Origin of the sequence: Caballeronia glathei (assembly GCF_000698595.1) — a bacterium.
In the GTDB taxonomy this organism is placed as follows: Bacteria; Pseudomonadota; Gammaproteobacteria; order Burkholderiales; family Burkholderiaceae; genus Caballeronia; species Caballeronia glathei.
The window spans coordinates 211,315-235,134 of record NZ_JFHC01000001.1; the positions used below are offsets into that span (position 1 = coordinate 211,315).

Below are 23,820 nucleotides of genomic sequence, written 5' to 3' on the forward strand. Positions count from 1 at the left end.
GGCCATGGCTTTTACGCTCGAAGACAAGCTCGTCGTCGCGATTTCGTCGCGGGCGCTGTTCGACTTCGAAGAAGAGAACCAGGTCTACGAAACCGGCGACCTCGCCGAATACGAGGCACTGCAACGCTCGCGCCTGAGCGTGCCGGCGAAGCCCGGCGTCGCGTTCCCGCTGATCCGCAAGCTGCTCGCGCTGAACGCGGGTGCCCAGCATGTCGAAGTGGTGATCCTGTCGCGCAGCGATCCGATCAGCGGGCTGCGCGCGTTCAGTTCGTGCAAGGCGCACGGGCTCGCGATCGAGCGCGGCGTCTTCACGCGCGGGCGCGCGCCGTTCGCGTATCTGAAGCCGCTGCGGGCGTCGCTGTTCCTGTCCGCGAATCCCGACGACGTGCGCGCCGCGCTCGACTCGGGCTTTCCCGCGGCGCGCGTGCTGCCGGAAACGCCGCGCGCCGCGAGCCAGTATCCTGACGAGATCCGCATCGCGTTCGACGGCGACGCCGTGCTGTTCTCCGACGAAGCCGAGCGCGTGTTCCAGTCGGACGGGCTCTCGGCGTTCGTCGGGCACGAGACGACCAAGAAGGATTCGCCGCTCGCGGGCGGGCCGCTCAAGCCGCTGCTGGCGGCGCTGCACAAGCTGCAAAAGATCGCGGACGACGCCGCGCCGATGCACATCCGCACCGCGCTCGTCACCGCGCGCTCCGCTCCCGCGCACGAGCGCGCGATCCGGACGCTGATGGCGTGGAACATCGAAATCGACGAAGCGATGTTTCTGGGCGGGCTCGACAAAGGCGCGTTCCTGCGCGAATTCGAACCCGATTTTTTCTTCGACGACCAAATTCGCCACTGCGAATCGGCCCGCGTCGTGACCGCGACCGGACACGTGCTGAGTGGCATATCGAACGCATCATGACACCCGAACACTCTCCGCTCGGCAAACCCGTCCACTACACCGAACAGTACGATCCGGCGCTGCTGTTTCCGATCGAGCGCAAGACGGCGCGCGATGCGATCGGCATCGGCGCGCGGCTGCCGTTTTTCGGCACGGACATCTGGAACGCCTACGAACTCTCGTGGCTGAACCGGCGCGGCAAGCCGCAGATCGCCGTGGCGACGTTCTTCGTGCCGGCGGATTCGCCCAATATCGTCGAGTCGAAGTCGTTCAAGCTGTATCTGGGGTCGTTCGCGCAGACGGCGTTCGATTCCTTCGACGACGTGCGCGCGGCGATCAAGCGCGACGTGTCGGCGGCATGCGGCATGAACGTGTCCGTGCAGCTCGCCGCCCCCGGTGACTTCGGCAAGCTCGTGATGGAGGAATTCGAGGGGTTGTCGCTGGATCGCCTGGATCTCGATACGGATGTCTATTCGCCCGATCCTTCGCTGCTCAAGGCGGTGCACGACGAAGCGCCCGTCGATGAAACGCTGGTTTCGAATCTTCTGAAATCGAATTGTCCGGTGACCGGGCAGCCGGACTGGGGCAGCGTGCAGATCCGCTATTTCGGCGGGCAGATCGACCATGCCGGATTGCTGCGGTATATCGTTTCCTATCGCGAACATACCGGTTTTCATGAGCAATGCGTCGAACGCATTTTCATGGATATCCTGCGGGAATGCCGGCCGGAGCGGCTGGCGGTGTATGCGCGTTATACGCGGCGCGGGGGGCTCGACATCAATCCGTTCCGCACGAATTTCAATCTGCCGATGCCGGATAATGCGCGGCTCGCGCGGCAGTAAGAAGTTGGCGCTTGCGCCGTCTTCTGAAGTCACTGATACAGCATGGTGAACGTCGCCAGTGCTCTTACGGTACCGGGTGTCATCGACGCACCCGTTCTTTTATAGCGAGCAGAAAACGAAACACGGGTCACGCCTGAGCGCGTGCCAAGATCAATGCCGTTCGAACTCAAGGTTCCGTTGGGCATTGAAGTATAAGGAGCCGGCGCAAAAGTGACGGGCGTCGCGCCATACAGGACCTGAACGCCGACTCCCGCCGCAGTGGAGGCCGGCGCCAAAGTCAGATCGGTGGACTGATTGGAAGGCGTCGTGGCATCTGTCAGGCTGATATGCGGCTTGGCGCCGCTCTCGCAGTTCAAGTCGATGGTGAACGAACTACCGGCCGCTGTGTCGCCAACTGTTGGCAAGGATCGCGCACCCACGCTTGGCATGGTGACGGCCAGATCTGTCTGCGTGACGGTGCATCCGGCTACCGTCGTCGGCTGCATGACATAGCCGAACTTGATCGTGCTTGCGGCCGCCGTTCCGCCATTCGCGAATTGGTAACCCGGAACGTGGATGTGGGTGGAAAAGCTGGCATTTCCTGGTGCGATAGTATTCGACGTTTTGATCAGCTCGAATCGCCCGGCGATATTATTCTGACCGACATTCGCAGGCCCTATGTCGAAGGTGCTGAACGTGCCGCCGTAATTGATCGGAGCCATGACACTGCCGTCCGCGCCACGCATGCGAAATCCAACCCCCGCGCTCATACCAGTAGTCGTGTACACATCGGTAAAACCCGCCACCAAGGTAATCGCAGCAGCGGACGTGACCGTCATGTACCAGCGGTCGCCTGCATTCACCTCCTTCGTGCAGTTGATGGGAACACTGAAACTCGCTTGCGCCCCCGGGATAGGTTGCCCGATCGCCAGATTGCTGGGAACCGAAACACTCGACAATTCGGCCGTCAGAGGCAGCGGCGCGGTGCAATCGCTATATCTGGCCAATGCGTCTTTCGAAAGAACCGCAACAAGCAGAATTGCCAGGGACTCAAGCAATCGGCGACAGAAGCGAGAAGGCATGGCAGGCGTCCAAAGAGGGTATTGATGGTTGCGGCAAGTCGCTCGGGACTGAACCGCATCGCCAACCATGGTGCCTAAGAATTCACCCTATAAACCTCAGACCACTCCTAATTACAGGATGAATCCAAATCGCGCGCTTGGCGCGATGCCCTCGGAATCAGAATCGTACCTTTGGAATGGATCAATGCTTTGCCAAAACTGAAACGGCGCGACGGCAGATACGGCCATCGCGCGCAACGCGAACGATCACGGAAGGCGAAATTTTCCGGCCGCAGCAGTGCAGCAAGCGAATATTGCCGCGGCGATGATCTCGAGAGTAAATCAGAGAGCGTCAGGCGCCCGGCTTCTTGTACGCCACGCAATCCACCTCGACCTTGCAATCGATCACCATCGACGAAACGACGCAAGCCCGGGCTGGCGGATTCTCCCCGAAGTACTCCTTGAACACCTTGTTGAACGAAGCAAAATCGCGCGGATCATCCAGCCACACGCCGCACCGCACCACATGCTCCGCGCCGTACCCGGCTTCCTTCAGGATCGCGAACACGTTCTGAATGCACTTGTGCGACTGCTCGACGATCCCGCCGTTGATCACCTCGCCATTCTCCATCGGCGTCTGGCCCGAGACGAAGAGCCAGCCATCGGCCTCGACCGCCCGCGCGAACGGCATGTGCGCGCCGCCCTGGCCCTTTCCACCTTCCACGCCATATCGTTTCATCTTTTCAACTCCTCAAAAGCTCAAAAAGCGCCGTGCGCGTCCAGTCTGGACCCCGCACCACGCGCCACGAAATGCCCCGCTCGCTCGCCGGTGACAGCCCGCTCGCGATACGACAGAACCCCGTTCACCCACACCGCATCGATGCCGTCCGCAGGTTGCTGCGGCTCGGCGAAGGTGGCGGCATCGCGCACCTTCTCCGGATCGAACAGCACCAGATCCGCGTGATACCCGACCTTCACCTCACCACGCTCGAGAATCCCGAAGCGCCGCGCCGACAGGCTCGTCATCTTGCGCACGGCCTCCTCGAGCGGCAGCAGCGCCGTGTCGCGCGCGTAGTGCCCGAGCACGCGCGGAAACGCGCCCCACAGCCGCGGATGCGGCAGCGGGTCGTTCGGCAGGCCGTCGGAGCCGACCATCGTCGCGGGATGCGAGAGAATGCGCCGCACGTCGTCCTCCGACATGTTGTGATACACCGCGCCCGCCGGCTGCAGGCGCTTGCCCGCCTCCTGCTGGCTCACGCCCCACTCGGCGGCCACTTCCCGGATCAGCTTGCCCGCCATCTCCGGATGGGGCGTCGACCACGTGATCGTGATGTCGATGTCGCCCGTGACCTGCTTGAGATCGAGCGTCGACGAACTGCGGTTGTACGGATAGCAGTCGCAGCCGACCGGCTGGCCGTCGCGCGAAGTCTCCAGCGACTTCAGCACCTCGACGCTGCGTCCCCAGTTCGACGGCCCCGCGCACTTCAGATGCGAAATCACCACCGGCACGCGCGCATGGCGGCCGACCTGATACGCCTCATCCATCGCGTCGAGGATCGCGTCGAATTCGGTGCGCATGTGCGTCGTGTAGAGCGCGCCCGCCTTCGACAGCGGCTCGGCCAGCGCCTTGACCTCCTCGGGCGGCGCATTGAACGCCGATCCGTACGCAAGCCCGCTGCTCAGGCCGAGCGCGCCGTTGTCGAGCGCTTCTTCCAGTTGCGCGCGCATGCCCTCCACTTCGGACGGCGTCGCGGCCCGGTCGAGCCGGTCCATGTGGTTGTTGCGCAGCGCCGTGTGGCCGATCAGCGCGCCGACGTTCACCGCCGGCCGCGCGGCGTTCACCGCATCGACGTAGGCGGCGAAGGTCGGATATTTGAACGCGGCGGCGTCGCCGAGCAGATTCATCGGATCGGGCGGATCGCCCTTCAGCGTCACCGGCGATGCACTGATCCCGCAGTTGCCGACGATCACCGTCGTCACGCCTTGCGTGAGCTTCGGCAGCATTTGCGGCGAGCGGATCACGTGGGTGTCGTCGTGCGTGTGGACGTCGATGAAGCCGGGCGCGAGCACACGGCCTTCGGCCTCGAAAATTGCGTCCGCGCGCCAGCCGGCAAGGCCGCCCGGCGCCGTGATCGCGACGATCCGGCCATCGCGCACGGCCACGTCCCGCTCGACGGCGGGCGACCCCGTGCCGTCGATCAGCCGCGCGCCGACGATCAGCGTGTCGGCCTGTTCCGGATGCGAGTTCATGTCAGTCTCCCAAAGGTTGGCGCTCGCCGCCGCCGCGGTGCGCGTCGAGTGCATGCTTCATGCGGCGCAGCAATTCGCGGCTGCGGCCGGCCTGCTTGACGGCGAGCTCGGTGACGAGCAAATCGAGCGCCATCAGCATCGCGTAGCGCGACGACGACGGCTTGTAGATGAAGTCCGTTTCGATCGCGAGGACAGGAATCAGCCAGTCGGCGAGCGCGCCGAGCGGCGATGCCGGCGCCGTCAGCGCGATCACGCGCGCGCCGTACTCGCGCGCAAGGCGGCAGCTGTCGACCATTTCAGGCGTCTGCCCCGTCACCGACAGCGCCACCACGACGTGCTCCTTCGAGAGCGTCGAAGCGACCATGCGCTGCAGCAATCCGTCCTGGTACGACGCCGCCGGCCGCCCGAGCCGCACGAGGCGGAAGCGCATTTCGTCGGCGAGCGCGGTCGAGCCGCCGCCCATGCCGAACACGTAGATCATCGAGGCTTCGGCGAGCGCGTCGGCGGCCGCCGCGACCGGCGCGGCGCGCAACGCGCCCTGGTTGTGCGCGAGCGTCGTCTGGACTTCCTCGAAGATGCGCGCGGCGAGCGAGTCGGGTACGTCGTCGGGTTCGCGCCTGAGGAAGCGCTGGCCGACCGCCGCCGCCTGCGCGAGCCGCAGCTTCAGTTCGCGCACGTCCTGGCAGCCCACCGCCTTCGCGAACCGCGTAACGGTCGCAATGCTCACCTCGGCCTTCTCCGCCAGCGCGCCGATGCTCGCGCGCGAGGCACCGGCAAGGTCGTCGAGGATCAGCGCCGCCACCTTGCGCTCCGCCGAGCGCAATTCGGGCGCGCGCTCGGCAATCCGGGCGACGATGTCGAAAGCAAGCGGTTCGGAGGAAGCATTCATGGGAGCGGGCGATGCGCGTGGTACTAAATAACAATTTATCACGCATCGTACTTTCGGTACCATGTGAACGTCAACCTTGGCGCCAGTTAAGCATCGACAGAACTCTATTTAAACGGACGATGGAGTAGCAGCGAATGAAAGTTACAAACTATCAAAGTGCGACGATCGACCCGTTCGGCAAGGGCCTCGGCATGGTTCCGGGCACGAGCATCCAGCTCGCCGACGCGGCGCGTCTCGAATGGAATCTGCTGGACGAAGACGTGAGCCTGCCCGCCGCCGTCCTGTACGCCGAGCGCATCGAGCACAACCTGAAATGGATGCAGGCGTTCGTCGCGCAATACGGCGTGAAGCTCGCGCCGCACGGCAAGACGACCATGGCGCCGCAGCTTTTCCGCCGCCAGCTCGAAACCGGCGCGTGGGGCATCACGCTCGCGACCGCGCATCAGGTGCGCGCGGCGTATCGCGGCGGCGTGCAGCGCGTGCTGCTCGCGAACCAGCTGGTCGGCAAGCGCAACATGGGCATGATCGCGGAACTGCTGACCGACCCGAACTTCGAGTTCTTCTGTCTCGTCGATTCAGCCGACGGCGTGGATCAGCTCGGCGCATTTTTCAGCGACGTGAAGAAGCAGCTGAACGTGCTGATCGAGCTGGGCGTGCCGGGCGGGCGCACCGGCGTACGCGACGACGCGCAGCGCGAAGCCGTGCTGGCGGCCATCGCGCGCTGGCCGGGCACGATTCATCTGGCGGGCGTCGAATTGTACGAAGGCGTGCTGCAGGACGAATCGAAAGTGCGCGAGTTCCTGCAAGGCGCGGTGACGATCACGCGCTCGCTCGTCGCGCAAGGAAAGATCACGCGCAAGCCCGCGATTCTGTCGGGCGCGGGGTCGGCGTGGTATGACGTCGTCGCAGACGAATTCGCGAAGGCAAACAGCGACGTGATCGAGGTCGTGCTGCGCCCGGGCTGCTATCTGACGCACGATGTCGGCATCTACAAGAAGGCGCAGAACGAGATCTTCGCGCGCAACCCGATCGCGAAGAAGATGGGCGAAGGGCTCAAGCCGGCGCTGCAGCTGTGGGCGTATGTCCAGTCGATTCCCGAGCCGGATCGCGCGATCATCGGTCTCGGCAAGCGCGATTCCGCCTTCGACGCCGGGATGCCCGAGCCGGCGCGGCATTATCGTCCGGGAACGGAGGCTCCGCGCGATGTCACGCCCGACGAAGGCTGGGAAATCTTCGGCCTGATGGACCAGCACGCGTATCTGCGCATCAAGCCGGGCGACGACGTGAAGGTCGGCGACATGATCGCCTTCGACATCTCGCATCCCTGCCTCACGTTCGACAAATGGCGCCAGGTGCTCGTGGTCGATCCGAAGTATCGCGTGACGGAAGTAATCGAAACGTTCTTTTAAGCGTCTTCGTTCGTGGCGGCACTGGCGGCCGCCACTTCCTGGATGCGCTGCTCCAGCATGCGCAGCGCGCCGGACAGCGCGGCGATGGCGTCGTCGGGAAGCGAGGCCATCGTATCGTGCAGGAACGCGTTCCTGCGCGGCAGCCCGGCTTCGGCGGCGGCGCGCCCCTCTTCGGTCAGCACGACGTTCGAAATGCGGTTGTCGCGCGGATCGACACTGCGCGCGATCCAGCCCAGCGCTTCGAGCGCCTTCAATTGCCGCGTGAGCGCGCCCGGATCGACGCGCAGGCGCTCGACGAGCTTCTTCTGCGACAGTTCGCCCGCGTGCTCATGCAGCGCGAGCAGGATGCGCCAGCGCGGCATCGGCTGGCCGACCTGCGTTTCGAACGCCGACATGAACGCCCGGTACGTGCGCCCGAACTGCTGCACGACGGCGATGCGGTCCTGTTCTTCCATGGCAATTCGCTTCCAACGAGGTTATTCGGCGAGGATCGTCTTGTCGACGGGACCCTTCAGGCGCACGGGCGGCACGCGCCGCGACTGCCACAGCGAAATCACCGCGACCACCGCCGCGAGCGCAAGCCCGATGTGGATCGCGGCCACCAGGGCCTCGCGCGCCGATTCGAGCAGCAACGCACCATTGTGCCCCGCCGCCGTCAATTGCGAGAGCAGCGTGTCCTGCGCCTCGCGGTTGATCAGGATTTGCGGATCGGCAAGATCGCTCAGCCAGTGCGTGGCGTGATCCTTTTCCAGCGCGAGCTGAACGCCGCTCGCGTACAGGTGCGCCACCAGCGTGCCGGTCAGCGCCGTGCCGATCATCCCGCCGATCATGCGCAGCGACTGCAGCAGCGCCGTCGCGATGCCCAGATGCTGCCGCCCCGCCGTCTGCTGCGCGAACACGGTCAGATTCGGCATGACGAAGCCGAGTCCCAGGCCGCCGATCAGCATGAACACCATCAGGATCGAACGCGGCATCGCGTGCGTGGCGATCACGACGCCGAGGCACGCCACTACCAGCAGGCCGAAGCCGACGTAGAGCATCACGTTCGCGTTTTTCAGGCGCGTCACGATCCGTCCGTTGACGATGCTGCCGATCGTGATGAACACGACGAGCGGCGTAATCAGCAGCCCGGCGTCCTTGGGCGACATGCCGAAGCCGCCCTGGAACAGCAGCGGCGCGTAGAACAGCAGCGAAAACATCGTGAATCCGCCGAGAATTGCCAGCGTGAACAGCGCGGCGAGACTCTTGTTGCGGAACATGTCGAGGGGAAGAATCGCGTAGTCGCACCGCTTCTCCCACTTCCACAGCGCGACCGCGCTCGCGACGCTCACCAGGATCAGCGCGACCGTCACGACGCTCGCGCCGTACCTCGGCACCATCTCGACGAACATCTGCAGCGAACCGAGCGCAACCGCGATCAGCGCGGCCCCGGGCCAGTCGAGACGCATCTTGCCTTCGTGCGCCACATGCCGCAGATGCGGCAGGAATCGCCAGACGAAAAAGAGCGACAGCACGCCGACCGGCAGATTCACGTAGAACACCGAGCGCCAGCCGTAGTACTGCGTGAGAATCCCGCCGAGCGACGGCCCGACCGCGTTCGCGATGCCGAACGCCGAACTCATCAGCACCTGCCAGCGCAGGCGCACGACGGAGTCCGGAAACAGGTCGGCGATGCAGGCAAACGCGGTACCCACCAGCATGCCGCCGCCGATGCCCTGCAACCCGCGCGCGACGACCAGGAACAGCATGCTGTTCGCGAGCCCGCAGAGCACGGAGGCCACGGTGAACACGATGATCGACGCGATCACGAACGGCTGGCGCCCGTAGTAGTCGCCGAGGCGCCCGAAAATCGGCACCGTGACGACCGAAGTCAGGAGATACGACGTGGCAACCCACGCATAAAGGCTGAAACCCTTGAGTTCGGCAACGATCGTCGGCAGCGCCGTGCCGACCACGGTCTGGTCGAGCGCGACGAGCATCGTCACGAAAGAGATCCCGAGCATCGCCATCAGCGATTCGCGGAACGGAAGGACCTGCCCGGTTGAATGATTAGCGGCTGTATGAACGGCCATTTTTGATCACACAATGATTGACGAGTCAACTGAAAAAGAATTTTAGCACGTGAAAAGGCTCTAATCTGCTCACTGACGCATTCTTTTCACCCGCACAAAGAAAAAATGGAACCGACGCCGATCGCCACCTCGCCCCTTTCCTCCGACGATCTCGCGGCGCTGCGTCGCGCGAAGGAGGCGCTCGAAAGCCCGTCGCTGACAATGAAGCTCGCGAGCGTCGTCGGCGCGCCGATCGAAAAACTGATGGGAAGAATGCCGGGCGCCGCGCAGGAGAAAGTCGACGAGGCGACGCAACTCGCGCTCAAGAAATGCCTGCAGCTTGCGTTGCGCACGCTCGGCAAGTCGTCGCCGGCCGGATCGCTGATGGCGCCGCCGCCCGACAAGCCGCACAACCTGATGCACAAGCTTGCGGTGGCGACGACCGGCGCCGCGGGCGGCGCGTTCGGGCTCTTCGCGCTGCCGGTCGAGTTGCCGGTCACGACCACGCTGATGTTCCGCTCGATCTGCGACATCGCGCGCAGCGAGGGCGAGGACGTGCACCGGATCGACACCCAGCTGCAATGCATGATGGTGCTCGGCATGGGCGGCCCGGGCAAAAGCGACGACAACGCCGACCTCGGCTATTTCATCGTGCGCAGTGCGCTCGCGCAGTCGGTGTCGCGGGCGACCAACGAGATTGCGGCGAAGGGATTGGGCAGCCACGGATCGACGGCGCTGCTCAAGTTCCTGCAGACCGTCGCGTCGCGCTTTTCGGTGCAGGTGAGCGAGCAGGTTGCCGCCAAATCGATTCCGGCCATCGGCGCCGTGCTGGGCGCGATGGTGAACACCGTGTTCATCGACCATTTCCAGCAGATGGCGCACGGCCATTTCACCGTGCGCAGGCTCGAGCGGCAGTATGGGCCGGTTGCGGTCGAGCGCGCGTATCAGACGCTCGACGTTTCCGGCAACCGATGAACCGGCGAAGGCGCCGTGGTTCGCTGAATGAACCTGGCGGCGTGTTCCAGCGCGCGGTTCGCTTCCGGCATGAACGGCGCGCAAAGCTGGAACCCGTGCGGCACCTTCGGCCAGATCCCGAAGTCGACGGCCACGCCCGCCGCGCGGGCCTTTTCGGCGATGCGCGTCGAATCGTCGAGCAGGACTTCCGTATCGCCAACCTGTATCAGGAGCGGCGGAAGGCCGTCGAAGCGGCCGTATAGCGGCGACGCGTAAGGGTTGGTCGCGTCGGCATCGCCCAGATACAGCCGCGCGGCACGTCCAAGGGACGCGCCGAAGAACATCGGATCGCGCCCGTCGTTCGTCCTGATCGACGCGCCCGTCGACGCGAGGTCCGTCCAGGGCGAAAAGAGCAGTCCACAGGCGGGCAGCGCGTCGCCGGCGTCGCGCAGCGCGAGCAGTGTTGCGAGCGCGAGGCCGCCGCCGGCAGAATCGCCCGCGACGACCAGGGATTGCGCGGGAACGCCGTCCGCGCGCAGTTGACGATAGGCGGCGACGGCGTCGTCGAGCGCGGCCGGAAAGCGATGCTCCGGCGCGAGACGGTAATCGAGCGAAAACACACGTGCTCGGGCGCGCGTGGCAAGCGCGAAGACAATCGTGCGATGGCTGCGCGGCGAGCAAAAATAATAGCCGCCGCCATGCAGATAGAGGATGGTGGTCTGCTGAGGCGGATCGGCTTCCAGCCATTCGCCGCGCAACGGAGCGTCGCCGGGTTCGTATCGGGGGGTAAGGCGCCATCCGCGCGGCACCTTCGGCGTCCAGACGCGCTTCGACGTATAAGCCCGTGCACGCTCGACACTGATTTCAGGCTTCGCCGTCTCCGGGCGCAGTCGACGCCGCACGATCCAGCACGCCAGCGCGTTCTGCCAGCTCATGAGGGCAGTTTCCTTTCGATGTCACCGTTCACGCGATCGACGCCGGGTCAGCCCCGGCGTTCCCGGTGCTAGTTGGCCGGCATCACCTGACCGCGAATCTCGCCGCCCGGGTTCTCCGCCGTATGCACATTGAAATACCACTGTCCGGCCATCAGATCGGTGACCTGCTGATCCGTGAGCGTCGCTTGCCCCTTCATCGGGCTCGCAAGCGCGCCCTTGTCGACCGGTACCTGCACTTTCGCATTCTGGCCGACCGGAGCGGCCCCGTGGAAGTGCGCCATCGTGACCGGCCCGGAGAGTTCGGCATAGGTGGCGGTCCACGTCAGCGTCTTGGAGGACGTGTCGAAGGTGGCATCGAGTATGCCGTGCCCCTTGCTCACGCGAGGCGGCACTTCGCTCGACGGTTGCAGATTTGCCGTCAATGCGACCGTATCGGCGAACGCCGTGCCTGAAATCAAAACCGACAGCGCCAGCGCCAGGCCAACCCGTGGTCTGAATGTTGAAATCATTATCGCTCTCCTGGATGCGTACAAGCCGCGCGTGAGCGCCCGCCGCGCATGCGCCTGTCGCTCGCTCCATGTTAGTGCATTTGGGCTTGCGTCGGTCACGACGATGGGTGCCGCGCGTCGCCAATGCAAAAAAGGCACCTCGCGGTGCCTTTTTGCTGCTGCTCAAAACTCAAGCCGCTTTAGAAGCGGTGACGGACACCTGTCGACACGACGACCTGATTCGACATCGGCGACCGCCTCGTGCCGTAGATCTGGGTGATGCCGTCTTCGCCCGACAATTGAACAACCCCTTCCGCATAGAGATCAGTCCGCTTCGACAACGCATAGTCAGCCTGCAAGCCGAACTGGTTCCAGTGGCTCGAGCCGCTCGGATCTCCAGGCGTCTTGTTCAGCATCTGCGTGTACGTGTAGGCCGCGCCCAGTGCCAGCGCCGGCGTCAGGTTGTAACGCGCATTGACTTCATAGTTGTTGAAGCGCGTGGAAGCGTCACCCAGCGCGAACTGGAAGCGGCTCTGCGTGAACACCGCGCCCACCGTCGCCGCGCCGAACGCGTAGCTGCCGCCGACACCGTACGTACGCTGGCTTTCGCTCGGAACCGCAAATCCGTTGGAGCCGAACGCGCCGTCCTGGATCGCGCCACCCGTCACGCCCGAATTGGTGCCTTGCGTTTGCAAGTATGCGGCCGCCAGTTTGATCGGACCATTCTGATAGCCGGCACCGACGCTATACGCACGATTCGACGCGAACCCGCCCGCCTGGTTCGAGAAGCCGTACAGGCCACCGAATGTGAAACCGCCGTAGTTGGCGCTCTGGTACTTGATCGAGTTATTGATACGGAACGAGTTGTCCGTATTGTCGTTGTCGAACGGGTGCGAGAAGTACGTGCCACCCCAGCTGCCGTTGGCCGTCAGCGGACCGATATAGTCGACGACCGAGTCGTACTGACGACCGAGCGTCACGGTACCGAAGTTGCTCGACATACCGACGTAAGCCTGACGGCCGAACAGTCGTCCGCCCTGCGCGGACGTGCCGTCGTTGATATTGAATCCGCTCTCGACCGTGAAGATCGCTTTCATGCCGCCGCCGAGATCTTCAGCGCCGCGCAGGCCCCAGCGGCTGCCCTGGAGGTTGCCGCTCGACAAACGATACGCCGGGCCGTAGCCCTTCTCGTTATTGGCAACTTCATGGTTCACGTACGTGAGGCCGGCATCGACAATACCGTATAGCGTGACGCTGCTCTGCGCACTCGCGGCAGTCGCAAAAGAAGCGGATACGGCCGCCACAATCAGAGTCTTTTTCATGTGTGATCCTTTGAACGAGTCTCGCGACCCGATTTGGTTGCTAAGCGCGGCGCCGTTTCTCTTTCAGAGCACCGCGTCTCCGGTTTAGCCTGACACCCCTATTCGGCAGACCGAAGTTTATGGCGTGCGGTTTTGGAGCAGTCAGCAAAGGAAGCACAAAAAGCATTTCGATTAATTCAAAAAATGCAATTTCGATACGGATAAGCGCTTTAATGCCATGGGCTTACATCTATCTCGAAAATTTATACGAACTCCGAATTAGTTTTCAGAGTTGCATCCATACGATAGTGACTCGATACAAATAAGTAAGCGCATTCGGACAGATCCTATTCATGCGCGCATTTTTCTCGATTAGGATCGCGCACGCGTTGCGGGCTTGGCAGTTGTGCGGCTCGCGATTCCTGTCATGCGCGCTCACCCGTCAGCGCGCCACACGACCACCGGACAATGAATCATCTGCAAGCCATGCGCGTTTTCCTGAAGGTCGCCGAGGCGGGGTCGTTCGGCCGTGCAGCAGCGGGGCTCGATCTGTCCAATGCGGTGGTCACCCGCTATGTCGCCCTTCTCGAAACCCATCTCAACACCCGCCTGCTGAACCGGACTACCCGCAGCGTTTCGCTCACCGAAGCCGGCCAAACCTATGCGCAGGGATGCAAGGCGGTGCTCGAGCAAATCGAGGCGATCGAATCGGCCATCTCGAACAGTTCGATCGATCCCTCCGGCACGCTCAGAGTGGCAGCATCAGCATCGTTCTCTCTGCTCGGACTCACGCCGCTTCTGCGCGCATATCGCAAGAGTTTTCCCAACGTGAAGCTGCGGCTGACGCTGCTTCACCGGCCGGTGGATCTCGTCGAAGAGGGGTTTGATGTCGGCATCGTCGTGCCCAGGCTGGTGAACAGCGGGACGCTGATCAATCGTCCGCTGTTCACGTTGACGCCGGTCGTGGTCGCGTCTCCCGGCTACCTGGCGGAACACGGAACGCCGGCCCGTCCGGCCGCGCTCGCCCGGCACGCATTTCTCGCGCCATCGTCCGATATTCACGGGCCGACCTGGTCCTTCACGAGCGCGTCGGGCGTCAGCGAAGATGTGGCGCTCGATCCGTGCTACGCCGTCAACAACTCGCAGATGCTGCGTCAGGCGGCGCTATCCGGGATGGGCATTACCGTGCTGCCGGAAAGTCACGTTGCGGACGACATCGAGACGGGTGCGCTCATACGTCTCTTGCCGGGGTTTGCGATAAGGGACGCGGACAAGGAAGTTTCGCTGGTGTATCCCGGGCGCAGGCATGTGTCCGCTAAGACACGTTCGTTCGTTGATTTCGCGCTTGCCTATTTTCGTCACGTCCCGCCGGCGGCGGCACAGATACAGGCCGCGCCACACGCGTGATTGCCGCCGCGAAGAAAAGCGCGGCCGTAGCCGCGCTGTCGTCCATCCGTCCGACCTAGGCCATCGCCGCGCACTGCCCTTCTATCCGCTCGAGCAGAATCTCGCACCGCGCGATCAACGCGACGCCGTCCCGCCGTCTGCGCGCGGCGGACTTATCGCAGAGATCGCGGCGGAACGCATCGAGTGCATCGAGCAGCGGCTTATATTGCAGTACGCTCGCCGCTCCGAACACGCGATGGTGCCATTGCCTCAACTGATCGACAGTGCCGTCTTCGAGCAATGGCCTGAGCGCCGCGAGATCATCTCGGAACGACGACACGAACGAATCCATCAGAGCCTTGACCGTCGCCTCGCTGCCCCAGAGCTGCGTCATGTAGGTGAAGTCGAGCTCGTCGTCGGAATGCGGCGTGATCGCGGCAGCGGGCCGCGTCACCGGAGCCCTCGTCGCCTCCATATCGATCGCGGGCGCCGCGTCGCCCGCCCGCCAACGGTTCAGATGTTCGCGCAGGGTTGCGAGCCGGGTCGGCTTGATAAGACAGTCGTCCATGCCGGCCTCCCGGCACATCGAAAGCTCTTCCGGTGCCGTGCTCGCGGTGATACCGAGAATCGGCAGCCGCCCGGACGCCCCCTGCTCCCCCGATCTCACGCGCCGCGCAAGCTCGTAGCCAGTCATGTTGGGCATGTGACAGTCGGTGATCAGAAAGCCGTAGCGCGTGTTCCTCAGCGCTGCGAGCGCCTCCACGCCATCCTGCACGACGTCACATGCGAAACCCAGCAACGAAAGCTGATGCCGGATCAGTTCCTGATTCACCGGATGATCCTCCGCGACGAGCACGAGGCGGCCGGCTCGCAACGCCCTGTCGCGATCCGGCGCTTCCATCCGGGGTTCGATGCCATGCGTTGCGCGCGACACGATTTGCGGCATGCCCGTCAGCGCACCGACGCACGCGGCGCCAAGACCGCGCCACGAGATCGGATTCACGCTTACGCGGATATCGTCTTCGAGAATCCGATAGCCGGTCGGCTTCGGCTTTTCGGTCACATGGATGACGCGCAAGTCGACCGGCAAGCGTTCCTTGCGTGCGTCACTGAGAAAAACCAGATCGACGCCGTCGAACGTGTCCCGGACGTGCAGGGCCGAGTCATCGCTTGGCAACACGCGCAAAACGAGTCCCAATGCACGGCCATAGCCGACGAGCGCGCGAGCCACGCGCGCATCGTCGATCGCGACAATCGCCTTCTTGCCGCGCAAGCCGTCGATCTGGTAGTGCGCGGCTTCGACCGACATGGTCAACTGCACGATCATGCGCGTACCGACGCCACGTTCGCTCTGCAGTTCGAGCCTGCCGCCCATCAACGCTACGAGTTTCGAACAAATCGTCAGGCCGAGGCCGGTTCCACCAAAGCGGCGGGTCGTCGACGTCTCCGCCTGCACGAACGGCTCGAAAAGCTTCGCCTGCGCGTCCGGTGCGATGCCGATGCCCGTGTCTTCCACGCAGAGTTCGAGGACCTGCTCCGTCCCGCGATCCTCGATCACTCGCATGCCCAGCGATACTTCACCTCTGATCGTGAACTTGATCGCGTTGCTCATCAGATTGAACATCACCTGACGCAGCCGGACGCTGTCACCCCGCACGCTCGCCGCCACTTCGGGTGCGACGTCGACGCGAACCCGCAGACCCTTTTCGTGTGCCTGGCCGGCGAGCAAGCCGACAGCGTTGTCGACGAGTTCGCGCAGGTCTATCGCTGTCGATTCGATCGAGAGCCGGCCCGCCTCGATCTTGGAATAGTCGAGCAGGTCATCGAGGATCTGGAGCGGCGCGCTCGCCGAGTCCTGAATCATGCCGAGCATCTGCGCCTGATCCGCGCTGAGCGGCGTGTTCTCGAATACTTCGACGAGACCGAGCACACCGTTCATCGGCGTACGGATTTCGTGGCTCATCATCGCCAGGAAATCGTCCTTCGCCCGCGACGCGGCTTCCGCGGTGTCGCGTGCCCGTGCCAGCTCGTCGGCCCGCGCATGCTCGATGCTCGCGTCGGCCCAGTAGCCGCTCCACACGACAGATCCGTCGTCCTCTTCGTGTGCGACCAGATCGCAGCGTATCCAGCGCTTGCCGCCATCCACAGTCGAGCGGAATTCGATATGCACGGGTTCGAGCGTGGACGCCGATCGTTCGATCACGTCGCGCACCGCCCGCTTGTCCCCGCGATGGATGTGCGAAAGCCTGGAAAGGCGGTCACTGTCGAGCGTCGCGAGGTCCGCGCCGAACAGTTGCCGCGTGTCACCGCCGATATACGGGAAGCTGTACTCTCCGTCGGGCCCGCGCCGCAACTGAAAGACCACCGCGGGCAGCGAATGCGTGACATCGTGCAGGCGCCGCTCGTTTTCGCGTGCGCGCATTTCGGCGTCGCGGATATCCGTGATATCGATCATCGTGCCGACGATGCCCGCCATCGATCCGTCGGCGGCGCTGAAGGTGCTCGTCCAGAAAAGTCCGTGACGCGTCTGGCCTCGCGCGTTACAAAACGCCGTCTCGACCTCCTGGCGATGCGCGCTCTGGATGCTCAACGCAGTCAGATCGTGCATCTTCGGGCTGCATTCCGGCCCCCATGGCAGGACGTCGAGCGTCGAGCGCCCGATGATATCCTCGCGCCGCACGCCGAGCGTTTGCTCGAACGCGCGATTGACAGCGACATAGCGATTGTCCAGATCCTTGACGACGAGCGGATACGGCACGACTTCCATCATCGTGCGCTGAAAGCTCAGCTGTGTGGCGAGGCGCTTTTCAGTCTCCACGCGACGGCTCATCTCGCGCTGCAGCAGCACGAACGCGCGCAGCGTCACAGCCAGCACCACGCCGATGGCAATCAGCGCGGGCAGCAGGCGAAGCGCATTCACGCTCCAGCCTCCTTGCTGTTTCGCCAACGCGGTTTGCCGGGCGAGCTTGATCTTTTGCGTTTCCGCGTCGGGCATCGCGGCGATGGCCCGGTCGATGAGCGGCGCGAGGCCGCTCAAGTCGGGCCGAAGCGCGAGGCCGACGCGCTCGAACTTGCCGACGGGACCAAGGATCTTCAACTGGTCGCCGTAGCGGGACGACAACGCGGCATCGACGGTGGCGAGGTCCCCGATCGCCACATCGATGTCGCCATTCGCGACGCGCTCGAGCGCCGTCGCGAGATCCTGTACGACGACGAGCCTCATGCGCGGCGCGAGATTGGCAAGACTGCTGTCCGCAGCGAGGCGCTGGCTCACCGCAAGCCGCTGCACCGGAAGATCGTCCAGGCTTTTCGCGACGGCTTGTCCATGGCGCCCGACCATGACGAGCGGATAAGTGTCGTGGAACTCGCTCAATGCGGCACCGCCCAGCCTGGACGTGCCCTGCTCCGAGGTGACCATCGCGTCGATGTCGCCACGAGCAAACGCGTTCGAGACGGCGGTCCAATCCGCGTAAGGATGGCGTTCGAACCGCACCCCGAGCGACCTTGCAAGATAGTCCACATACGCGGCGGCAACTCCGCTCACGCGTCCCTTTGAATCCAGATAGATGAACGGCGGCCAGTTGGTGTCGAACCCGACGCGGATCGGCGGCAACGAGCGCAAATAGGCTCGCTCCTCGTCGCTCAGCAGGAGCGGCTTGTGCGAGCCGGCCGCCAGACCGTTTCGTGCTTGCGATCCGCTGCGGATCGCAGCAAGCCGCTCCGAGCCAAGCTTCAGCAACCGTTCGTTGAGGTCATTGCGCAATGGAACGCGGGCGACGGACACGGCAAACCGCGATTCGTTCAATTCACCGCTTTGCGTCTGCACGACGGCCAGTCCAGTGAACTCGGGCGCATCCAGCAGCCTGCTCGCGCCGGGAGCTACGCCGAAGTAGACGTCGGCCTCATGTTGCGCCACGGCACGAAGCGCATGTGCGCCGTCCCGATATACGCGGATCTGTGCTTGCGGGAACTGCTCGCGGATGACGTGCTCCAGTGCGAAACCGTCCTCGACGGCCACGAGGACCCGGCCCGTTCCCTCTCGCGAGATCGACGCAAAGTCCTCGTTGGCGCGCGCAATCACCACCGCGCGGTCGAACGAATAGGGAACGGTAAACGTCAGGCAGCTGTCTCGGTCGGCGGTGCGCGAAACGCTCGCCACGATATCGACATCGCCCGCACAGGCGGCGGCGATCAAATCGGTCATCGTGTGATACGCGCGGGCATCGAGCCGGACACGCGGTCCAGCAAGTTCGCGAAGCACGTCGACGCTCGTTCCTGCAGGCTCGCCGTGTGACAGCATCGCGGAGGGGTCGGCCGCGTCCGCCAGGACGCCGATTGTACGCACCTGATATTGCTCGAGCGAACGCTCGGCGCTGATCGCACGAAGCGGGTCGGCATAAGCATTGACGGCAACCGACAGGAACGCAAATGACGCGAAGCAGGACGCAAGAAGACGCACCATGCGTGAGAAGAAGGGTGTAGGGCGTGGCATGGCGGCTGCGGTTTCCATCCTGGCGCTATTGCAACAGCGTGTCGCTGATCTTCGGGTCTGCTCCGTCTTCACCATTGCAGGCGCCGAAGATCGCGGGGTAGGACAAGCCGGCGAGAAGCGCTCCGGCGAGCGGTGCCGCCCAGAAGAGCCACAAGTCGTCGAGCGCCCATCCGCCGACGACGATTGCGGGGCCGGTGGAGCGAGCGGGATTCACCGAGCCGCCGGTCACCGGTATCGTCACGATGTAGATCAGCGTGGTGGTGAGGCCGATGACGAGTGGATCGTCGAGGCGGGCGGATTTGCTTCTGGTCGCAGCAAGATTCAGCGTGACGAACGCGAAGGTCATGACCAGTTCGATCGCAAATGCCGCACACAACTGATAGTCGCCCGGAGAATGAAGGAAATATCCGTTTGCGCCAAAGGAGGACACGGCCGTCCCGAACCCCGGTCTCCCGCTCGCGATCAAACCCAGCAGCATCGCGCCAGCGATGGCGCCGGTCACCTGCGCGAGAATGTACGGAAGGAGATCGCGGATTGGAAAGCGGTTGGCGATCGCAAGACCGACTGTTACCGCCGGATTGAAATGCCCGCCAGAAATCGACCGAAAAACATACGAAGCGGTCGTGACCGACAGTCCGAATGCCAGCGCTTGCTCGAGCACCCTCGCGTCGGGAGCGAATTCGACCGTGCCCAGGACGCTGACGCCGCATCCGATGAAAACGAGCCAGAAGGTTCCCGCGCATTCGGCAGTCAATCTTCTGATCACGTTGGTTCCCGGTTCATTGGAGGCAGTCGATGCCGGTTGGGAGGCGTCAGACACTCAAGCGCGTACCGCTCAATCGGCGAGCCAAAGTCTGACGTGCGAGGAGAATGACGAATATCAGAACAATCCCAATAGCTCTGATCCAGCATTGCAATATCAGGTGAGCCCGATCTGCTGCAGGTACGCGATCAGATCCCATTCCGAATCGAGTCCGAGTTTTCGCATTCCGCTGCGCTTCTGCGTGCCGATCGTCTTGCTGCTTCGCCCGAGACGGTGCGCAATGTCCTTAACCGGGATTCCGCTCGCATAAAGCTGGAAAATTTGCCACTCGCGGGCGCTCAGCACGCCGGCGCGCGCCAGCATGTCCGAGGGTGCCTCGCGCAGGAGCTCGGCTGCGCGAGTCGACACGAACCGCTCCCCGTTCAGGATGGCGGCGATGCAGTCGGTGAGCGAACCGAGTCCATCGCGCTTGTCTACGATGCCTGACACCCCGAGCTGCAGCAATCCCGCCAGCATCTGTCGATGCGCGATCATCGTGATGACGATGATGTGCGGCCTCGGCATTTGCTTCAGCAACAGTTTCAGGAACGCGATCGAGTTGCTCTCGCCGTTGATCCCGCGCATGCCGATATCGGACACGACAAAATCGCAGGGGGCACGCGAGACCAGGTCGGCGAGCGACTGCGAATCGTGCGCTGTCGCGATCACTTCGACCCGCGGATCCCGTGTGAGCCAGACGCGGATTCCCTCGACCGCGACGGGATGATCGTCGGCCACGATGATCTTGATTGTCTTGTCCATGGTGATTGCCATTCGCCCTCGGGACCGGTGCGACCTCACGTCCTCAAAACAGCTGGCGGATGCCCGCCTTGCGGCGCGAACGCAAACGCCGTTCGCACCTTCATCAGATGCGTGAGGGACGCGTCTTCACGAGACCGCTGTCGAAGGCGAACCGATACAACTCCGCGTCCGTCGACAGATCGAGCTTGCGCATCGCCGCGCATTTCTGCGCGCTGATGGTCTTGACGCTGCGCCCGAGCTCTTTCGCGATTTCGGTCACGTTGCCGCCTTTCGCGTATCGCGCAATGACATCCAGTTCACGGCGTGTCAGCTTCTGGCGAATCAGATCCGCCCGGTTCATGGCGTTCGCATCGGCGAGAAGCGCCCGGACCGAAGGACCGAGATAGTCCTCGTGCGCCAATACCGTGACGATCGCCACATAGATCAGCTCGAGCCGGTCCTGCTTGCTCACGACCGCGTTGGCGCCCGCTTCGAGGGCGCGAGCGATGAGATCGGGATCCGTCATCATCGATAGCACGACGATTGCCGCCTTCGGATAGGTACTGGCAATGTGCCGGATCAGATCGATGCCGTCGCCCTGCTTTCCGTCGGGCATGAAGAAATCCATCACGACGACGTCGCATTCGACGCTTGCGAGCGCTTCGGCCAGGCCTGCCGAATCAGGCGCCCGGCAAACGATCTCGATATTCGGAATGTTGGCGATCAATCTCTCGATTGCGAGTATCACCAACGGGTGATCATCGGCGATCGCCAGTCGTATTCTTTGCGTGAACGCAAGCATTTACCCGCTCCTGTTCCGGGTTCATGTCCGGATGTTGCGTCCATCCAGCGCGGCGCAGGATTGGTTTGCCGCTGGAAAGAACGAATTTAAGCATCGGCCATCGATGCATCGCCGGACATCGGATGCATCTCAATAGCCGGTTTTCAGCGCCGGGCAATCATGTCAGCCCGTGCGCGCGGGCAAAGGCGAACAGGCCCGGGTCGTTGCGCACGCCGAGTTTGCTCATTGCGTCACGCTTCTGACGGCTGATCGTGCGCACGTCGCGATCGAGCGAACGCGCGATCTCGGTGATCGACAGGCCGCTCGCGAACATGCGCACGACCTCGATTTCCCGCGGCGACAGGCGAGGCCCTTCCGCGAGCGCGTCGGTCTCCGCACCCGCGACGGCGAGCGCAGCGACAATCGACGTGCTCAGGTAGCGTCGGCCCACGCCTGCAAATCTGACGGCGGCCGCGACTTCGTCCATCGACTCGACCTTGTTGAGCAGGCTCATCGCGCCCGCCGTCAGAATGGAACGGAGAATCGCGACATTGCTCATGCTCGTGAGCACGACAATCCTGATATGCGGCCAGTCGCGGCGCACGCGCCGAATGAGGCGCAAGCCATCCTCGGCTTGAGAACCGCCTTCCGGCATCGCGAAATCCGTGACGAGAACGTCACAAGGTGTCGTCTCGAGCAATGCGAGCAGCGCGCTCGCGCTCACTGCCTCACCCACCACTTCCATGCTTTCGTCCGCATGAAACGTTGCGCGAATGCCCAGCAGGACAAACGGATGATCGTCAGCCAATACGACTCGAAGCTTCATTTCGGCCCTCTGTTCTTATTGTTTGTGCTTCCAGTCCACATGCGCATGTGATTGACCGTGCACCGTTGCCATAGCGGCGGTCCAACAGCATGACCGCACACCCCGACGTTCACAGTCATTGAGTATTCGTGACACCCGATGCGCTGCGCAAACCCGTACTCTTCAAGCCGCACATCCCGACAAGGCGCTGTCAGACGATCTCTCAAAGTTCTTTCTTTGGCGCACCCGAAAGCCTGCCGACCAAGTTTTCGTGAGAGTAAAACTGCCACCTTGCGCGCTCCATACGATTCGTCCGATTAGCTCCATGGCGGTCCGGCAGGCCCGTCACGGAACCATCGCAGCCATTGCCGCCGCACCATCCGGAGCGGCCGACAAAGTTAGCGGAGCGATGCAATGCGGCACATAGGCACAGGACGAGTTACTTGCGAAGCGCCCGCCCGGCGATCATCGAGGGTGAAAACAGACGCAGGCACGAGATTGCCGGCGATATCGCGCGCCTCGGTCCGACTTTCGATCTGAGCGTATGCTTGAGCGGACACCCGGGAGACGACCATGAGCCTTGCAGGCAAGACCCTGTTCATGTCCGGCGGCAGTCGCGGCATCGGACTCGCGATCGCCCTGAGAGCGGCGCGCGACGGCGCGAACATCGCGATCGCGGCGAAGACGGCGGATCCGGACCCGCGTCTCGAAGGCACGATTCACACCGCGGCTGCGGCAATTGAAGCGGCCGGCGGCAGGGCACTTCCGCTCGTCGTGGATATTCGGGACGAAGAGCGCGTCAAGGCCGCGGTTGCCGAGACCGTCGGCATGTTCGGCGGTATCGATATCCTCGTGAACAACGCGAGCGCCATCCGGCTGACGGGCACGCTCGATACGCCCGTGAAACGATATGACCTGATGCACGGCGTCAACGGCAGAGGAACGTTCGTGTGCGCGCAGGCGTGCCTGCCGCATCTTCTCGAAGCGCCCAATCCGCACATCCTCACGCTGTCGCCGCCGCTCGTCACCGACGCCAGGTGGTTCAAGGACTTCCCGCCCTACACGATCGCGAAATACACGATGAGCCTTTTCACGCTGGCGCTCGCGGAAGAGTTCAGGGAGCGCGGCGTCGCGGTCAATTCGCTGTGGCCTCGCACGGCCATCGCGACGGCCGCGATAAGGAACGAGATCGGCGGAGCCCGGATGATCGCGGCGTGCCGCAAGCCGGAGATCGTCGCCGACGCCGCGCATTACATCCTCACGCGCCCGGCCAGGGAATGCTCGGGGAATTTCTTTCTCGACGATGAAGTGCTGCTCGCCGCCGGTGTCCGCGATTTCTCGCAGTACGACGTGCAGGCGGGAGCCGCGCTGCAGGCGGACTTCTTCGTCGAGGCGCTGCCCGGCATGCTGCGCTCGGACGACATGTTCAAGTCAAAGTAGCGCGCCCCGAGACTCGACGGTACCGGCGCAACCGCAGGCCGCGACCGCATGGTGCGCCGGCGGCTGTTTCATCGCGTGACGCGGAAACAACGAGCGGGCCATCGGTCCGCCGGAACAAGCGGTTTAAATATATTCCGCGTAGACTCTTTCGCTCTGTCGCAATGCATTTACGCGGCGCCGGTTAATTTCGTTGCATGCCGATCGTCTATCGATTATCGGGAATGCCGATCGGTGCATCGGCATTCATGCGTCGCGCGGATTCAGCGAATAACATTCAACGATGACGCAAACGCCCTGCGTATCAAATGCCGCGCGTCTTGTGCATCTA

Annotated in this window: 20 protein-coding genes; 6 read left to right on the forward strand and 14 right to left on the reverse strand. The window is 63.4% G+C overall.

Translation table 11 applies throughout. From position 1 onward, the window contains the following. Window positions 1–4: 4 nt before the first annotated feature. Both BG61_RS00980 and queF read left to right on the forward strand, forming a co-directional pair. Window positions 5–907: a 5'-nucleotidase gene (locus BG61_RS00980; RefSeq protein ID WP_035941241.1), complete on the forward strand. Its 903-nt coding sequence runs from the start codon at window positions 5–7 to the stop codon at window positions 905–907. Next, window positions 904–1,728, forward strand: a complete 825-nt coding sequence (gene queF, locus BG61_RS00985) for an NADPH-dependent 7-cyano-7-deazaguanine reductase QueF (RefSeq protein WP_035941245.1) — start codon at window positions 904–906, stop codon at window positions 1,726–1,728. Before BG61_RS00980 ends, queF begins: the two co-directional genes overlap by 4 nt. Window positions 1,729–1,757: 29 nt before the next feature. Here queF and BG61_RS00990 read toward each other — a convergent pair whose 3' ends face one another. The 4 genes from BG61_RS00990 to BG61_RS01005 all read right to left on the reverse strand — a co-directional run bounded on the left by BG61_RS00990 (window position 1,758) and on the right by BG61_RS01005 (window position 5,907). After that, window positions 1,758–2,789, reverse strand: a complete 1,032-nt coding sequence (locus tag BG61_RS00990; protein ID WP_161783653.1) for a fimbrial protein — start codon at window positions 2,787–2,789, stop codon at window positions 1,758–1,760. Window positions 2,790–3,120: 331 nt separating this feature from the next. Beyond that, window positions 3,121–3,507, reverse strand: coding sequence for a RidA family protein (locus tag BG61_RS00995; protein WP_035941248.1), 387 nt, complete (start codon window positions 3,505–3,507; stop codon window positions 3,121–3,123). Window positions 3,508–3,527: 20 nt separating this feature from the next. Then, window positions 3,528–5,018, reverse strand: a complete 1,491-nt coding sequence (locus BG61_RS01000; protein ID WP_035941519.1) for an N-acyl-D-amino-acid deacylase family protein — start codon at window positions 5,016–5,018, stop codon at window positions 3,528–3,530. A gap of 1 nt (window position 5,019) precedes the next feature. Further along, window positions 5,020–5,907 (reverse strand): MurR/RpiR family transcriptional regulator, encoded by an 888-nt coding sequence (locus BG61_RS01005; RefSeq protein WP_035941251.1) that lies wholly within the window; start codon window positions 5,905–5,907, stop codon window positions 5,020–5,022. A 134-nt stretch (window positions 5,908–6,041) separates the two neighbouring features. Here BG61_RS01005 and BG61_RS01010 point away from each other — a divergent pair, with 134 nt between their 5' ends. Continuing rightward, window positions 6,042–7,316: an amino acid deaminase gene (locus BG61_RS01010; RefSeq protein ID WP_035941252.1), complete on the forward strand. Its 1,275-nt coding sequence runs from the start codon at window positions 6,042–6,044 to the stop codon at window positions 7,314–7,316. Here the strand turns inward: BG61_RS01010 and BG61_RS01015 are convergent. Both BG61_RS01015 and BG61_RS01020 read right to left on the reverse strand, forming a co-directional pair. Then, window positions 7,313–7,771 carry a MarR family winged helix-turn-helix transcriptional regulator gene (locus BG61_RS01015; protein WP_035941253.1) on the reverse strand — a complete coding sequence of 153 codons (459 nt, stop codon included), beginning with the start codon at window positions 7,769–7,771 and terminating at the stop codon, window positions 7,313–7,315. The two genes, BG61_RS01010 and BG61_RS01015, sit on opposite strands and share 4 nt — an antisense overlap. A gap of 21 nt (window positions 7,772–7,792) precedes the next feature. Continuing rightward, entirely contained in the window at window positions 7,793–9,388 is a 1,596-nt protein-coding gene (locus BG61_RS01020; protein ID WP_035941255.1) for an MDR family MFS transporter, read from the reverse strand. Between the two features lie 105 nt (window positions 9,389–9,493). Here BG61_RS01020 and BG61_RS01025 point away from each other — a divergent pair, with 105 nt between their 5' ends. Continuing rightward, a complete protein-coding gene (locus tag BG61_RS01025) occupies window positions 9,494–10,342 on the forward strand; it encodes an EcsC family protein (RefSeq protein ID WP_035941256.1) in 849 nt (282 codons plus the stop codon). Here the strand turns inward: BG61_RS01025 and BG61_RS01030 are convergent. The 3 genes from BG61_RS01030 to BG61_RS01040 form a co-directional block, all read right to left on the reverse strand. Then, the gene (locus tag BG61_RS01030) at window positions 10,312–11,256 is read right to left on the reverse strand and encodes an alpha/beta hydrolase (protein ID WP_035941263.1); all 945 of its coding nucleotides are present in this window, start codon (window positions 11,254–11,256) and stop codon (window positions 10,312–10,314) included. The two genes, BG61_RS01025 and BG61_RS01030, sit on opposite strands and share 31 nt — an antisense overlap. 68 nt (window positions 11,257–11,324) lie before the next feature. Beyond that, window positions 11,325–11,765 (reverse strand): CHRD domain-containing protein, encoded by a 441-nt coding sequence (locus tag BG61_RS01035; protein WP_035941266.1) that lies wholly within the window; start codon window positions 11,763–11,765, stop codon window positions 11,325–11,327. A 179-nt stretch (window positions 11,766–11,944) separates the two neighbouring features. Next, the gene (locus tag BG61_RS01040) at window positions 11,945–13,066 is read right to left on the reverse strand and encodes a porin (RefSeq protein WP_035941268.1); all 1,122 of its coding nucleotides are present in this window, start codon (window positions 13,064–13,066) and stop codon (window positions 11,945–11,947) included. A gap of 447 nt (window positions 13,067–13,513) precedes the next feature. On the opposite strand from BG61_RS01040, the gene BG61_RS01045 reads away from it, so the two are divergent. Next, window positions 13,514–14,452, forward strand: coding sequence for a LysR family transcriptional regulator (locus tag BG61_RS01045; protein ID WP_035941270.1), 939 nt, complete (start codon window positions 13,514–13,516; stop codon window positions 14,450–14,452). Window positions 14,453–14,507: 55 nt separating this feature from the next. Here the strand turns inward: BG61_RS01045 and BG61_RS01050 are convergent, their stop codons facing one another. From BG61_RS01050 to BG61_RS01070, 5 genes are all read right to left on the reverse strand, one after another. Then, window positions 14,508–18,923, reverse strand: a complete 4,416-nt coding sequence (locus BG61_RS01050) for an ATP-binding protein (protein ID WP_035941521.1) — start codon at window positions 18,921–18,923, stop codon at window positions 14,508–14,510. Window positions 18,924–18,948: 25 nt separating this feature from the next. Next, complete coding sequence (gene aqpZ / locus BG61_RS01055) at window positions 18,949–19,689, reverse strand: aquaporin Z (RefSeq protein ID WP_051672199.1); 741 nt, start codon at window positions 19,687–19,689, stop codon at window positions 18,949–18,951. A 153-nt stretch (window positions 19,690–19,842) separates the two neighbouring features. Further along, a complete protein-coding gene (locus tag BG61_RS01060) occupies window positions 19,843–20,487 on the reverse strand; it encodes a response regulator (RefSeq protein ID WP_035941272.1) in 645 nt (214 codons plus the stop codon). A 103-nt stretch (window positions 20,488–20,590) separates the two neighbouring features. Beyond that, window positions 20,591–21,268, reverse strand: a complete 678-nt coding sequence (locus BG61_RS01065) for a response regulator (RefSeq protein WP_035941274.1) — start codon at window positions 21,266–21,268, stop codon at window positions 20,591–20,593. Window positions 21,269–21,425: 157 nt separating this feature from the next. Then, entirely contained in the window at window positions 21,426–22,073 is a 648-nt protein-coding gene (locus BG61_RS01070) for a response regulator (RefSeq protein ID WP_035941275.1), read from the reverse strand. A gap of 552 nt (window positions 22,074–22,625) precedes the next feature. On the opposite strand from BG61_RS01070, the gene BG61_RS01075 reads away from it, so the two are divergent. Further along, window positions 22,626–23,492: an SDR family oxidoreductase gene (locus BG61_RS01075; RefSeq protein ID WP_035941278.1), complete on the forward strand. Its 867-nt coding sequence runs from the start codon at window positions 22,626–22,628 to the stop codon at window positions 23,490–23,492. Window positions 23,493–23,820: the final 328 nt, after the last annotated feature.

Coding starts and splice junctions, on each gene's coding strand:
- BG61_RS00980 (WP_035941241.1), top strand. CDS start 5: ATGGCTTTTACGCTCGAAGACAAGCTCGTCGTCGCGATTTCGTCGCGG.
- queF (WP_035941245.1), top strand. CDS start 904: ATGACACCCGAACACTCTCCGCTCGGCAAACCCGTCCACTACACCGAA.
- BG61_RS00990 (WP_161783653.1), bottom strand. CDS start 2,789: ATGCCTTCTCGCTTCTGTCGCCGATTGCTTGAGTCCCTGGCAATTCTG.
- BG61_RS00995 (WP_035941248.1), bottom strand. CDS start 3,507: ATGAAACGATATGGCGTGGAAGGTGGAAAGGGCCAGGGCGGCGCGCAC.
- BG61_RS01000 (WP_035941519.1), bottom strand. CDS start 5,018: ATGAACTCGCATCCGGAACAGGCCGACACGCTGATCGTCGGCGCGCGG.
- BG61_RS01005 (WP_035941251.1), bottom strand. CDS start 5,907: ATGAATGCTTCCTCCGAACCGCTTGCTTTCGACATCGTCGCCCGGATT.
- BG61_RS01010 (WP_035941252.1), top strand. CDS start 6,042: ATGAAAGTTACAAACTATCAAAGTGCGACGATCGACCCGTTCGGCAAG.
- BG61_RS01015 (WP_035941253.1), bottom strand. CDS start 7,771: ATGGAAGAACAGGACCGCATCGCCGTCGTGCAGCAGTTCGGGCGCACG.
- BG61_RS01020 (WP_035941255.1), bottom strand. CDS start 9,388: ATGGCCGTTCATACAGCCGCTAATCATTCAACCGGGCAGGTCCTTCCG.
- BG61_RS01025 (WP_035941256.1), top strand. CDS start 9,494: ATGGAACCGACGCCGATCGCCACCTCGCCCCTTTCCTCCGACGATCTC.
- BG61_RS01030 (WP_035941263.1), bottom strand. CDS start 11,256: ATGAGCTGGCAGAACGCGCTGGCGTGCTGGATCGTGCGGCGTCGACTG.
- BG61_RS01035 (WP_035941266.1), bottom strand. CDS start 11,765: ATGATTTCAACATTCAGACCACGGGTTGGCCTGGCGCTGGCGCTGTCG.
- BG61_RS01040 (WP_035941268.1), bottom strand. CDS start 13,066: ATGAAAAAGACTCTGATTGTGGCGGCCGTATCCGCTTCTTTTGCGACT.
- BG61_RS01045 (WP_035941270.1), top strand. CDS start 13,514: ATGAATCATCTGCAAGCCATGCGCGTTTTCCTGAAGGTCGCCGAGGCG.
- BG61_RS01050 (WP_035941521.1), bottom strand. CDS start 18,923: ATGCCACGCCCTACACCCTTCTTCTCACGCATGGTGCGTCTTCTTGCG.
- BG61_RS01060 (WP_035941272.1), bottom strand. CDS start 20,487: ATGGACAAGACAATCAAGATCATCGTGGCCGACGATCATCCCGTCGCG.
- BG61_RS01065 (WP_035941274.1), bottom strand. CDS start 21,268: ATGCTTGCGTTCACGCAAAGAATACGACTGGCGATCGCCGATGATCAC.
- BG61_RS01070 (WP_035941275.1), bottom strand. CDS start 22,073: ATGAAGCTTCGAGTCGTATTGGCTGACGATCATCCGTTTGTCCTGCTG.
- BG61_RS01075 (WP_035941278.1), top strand. CDS start 22,626: ATGAGCCTTGCAGGCAAGACCCTGTTCATGTCCGGCGGCAGTCGCGGC.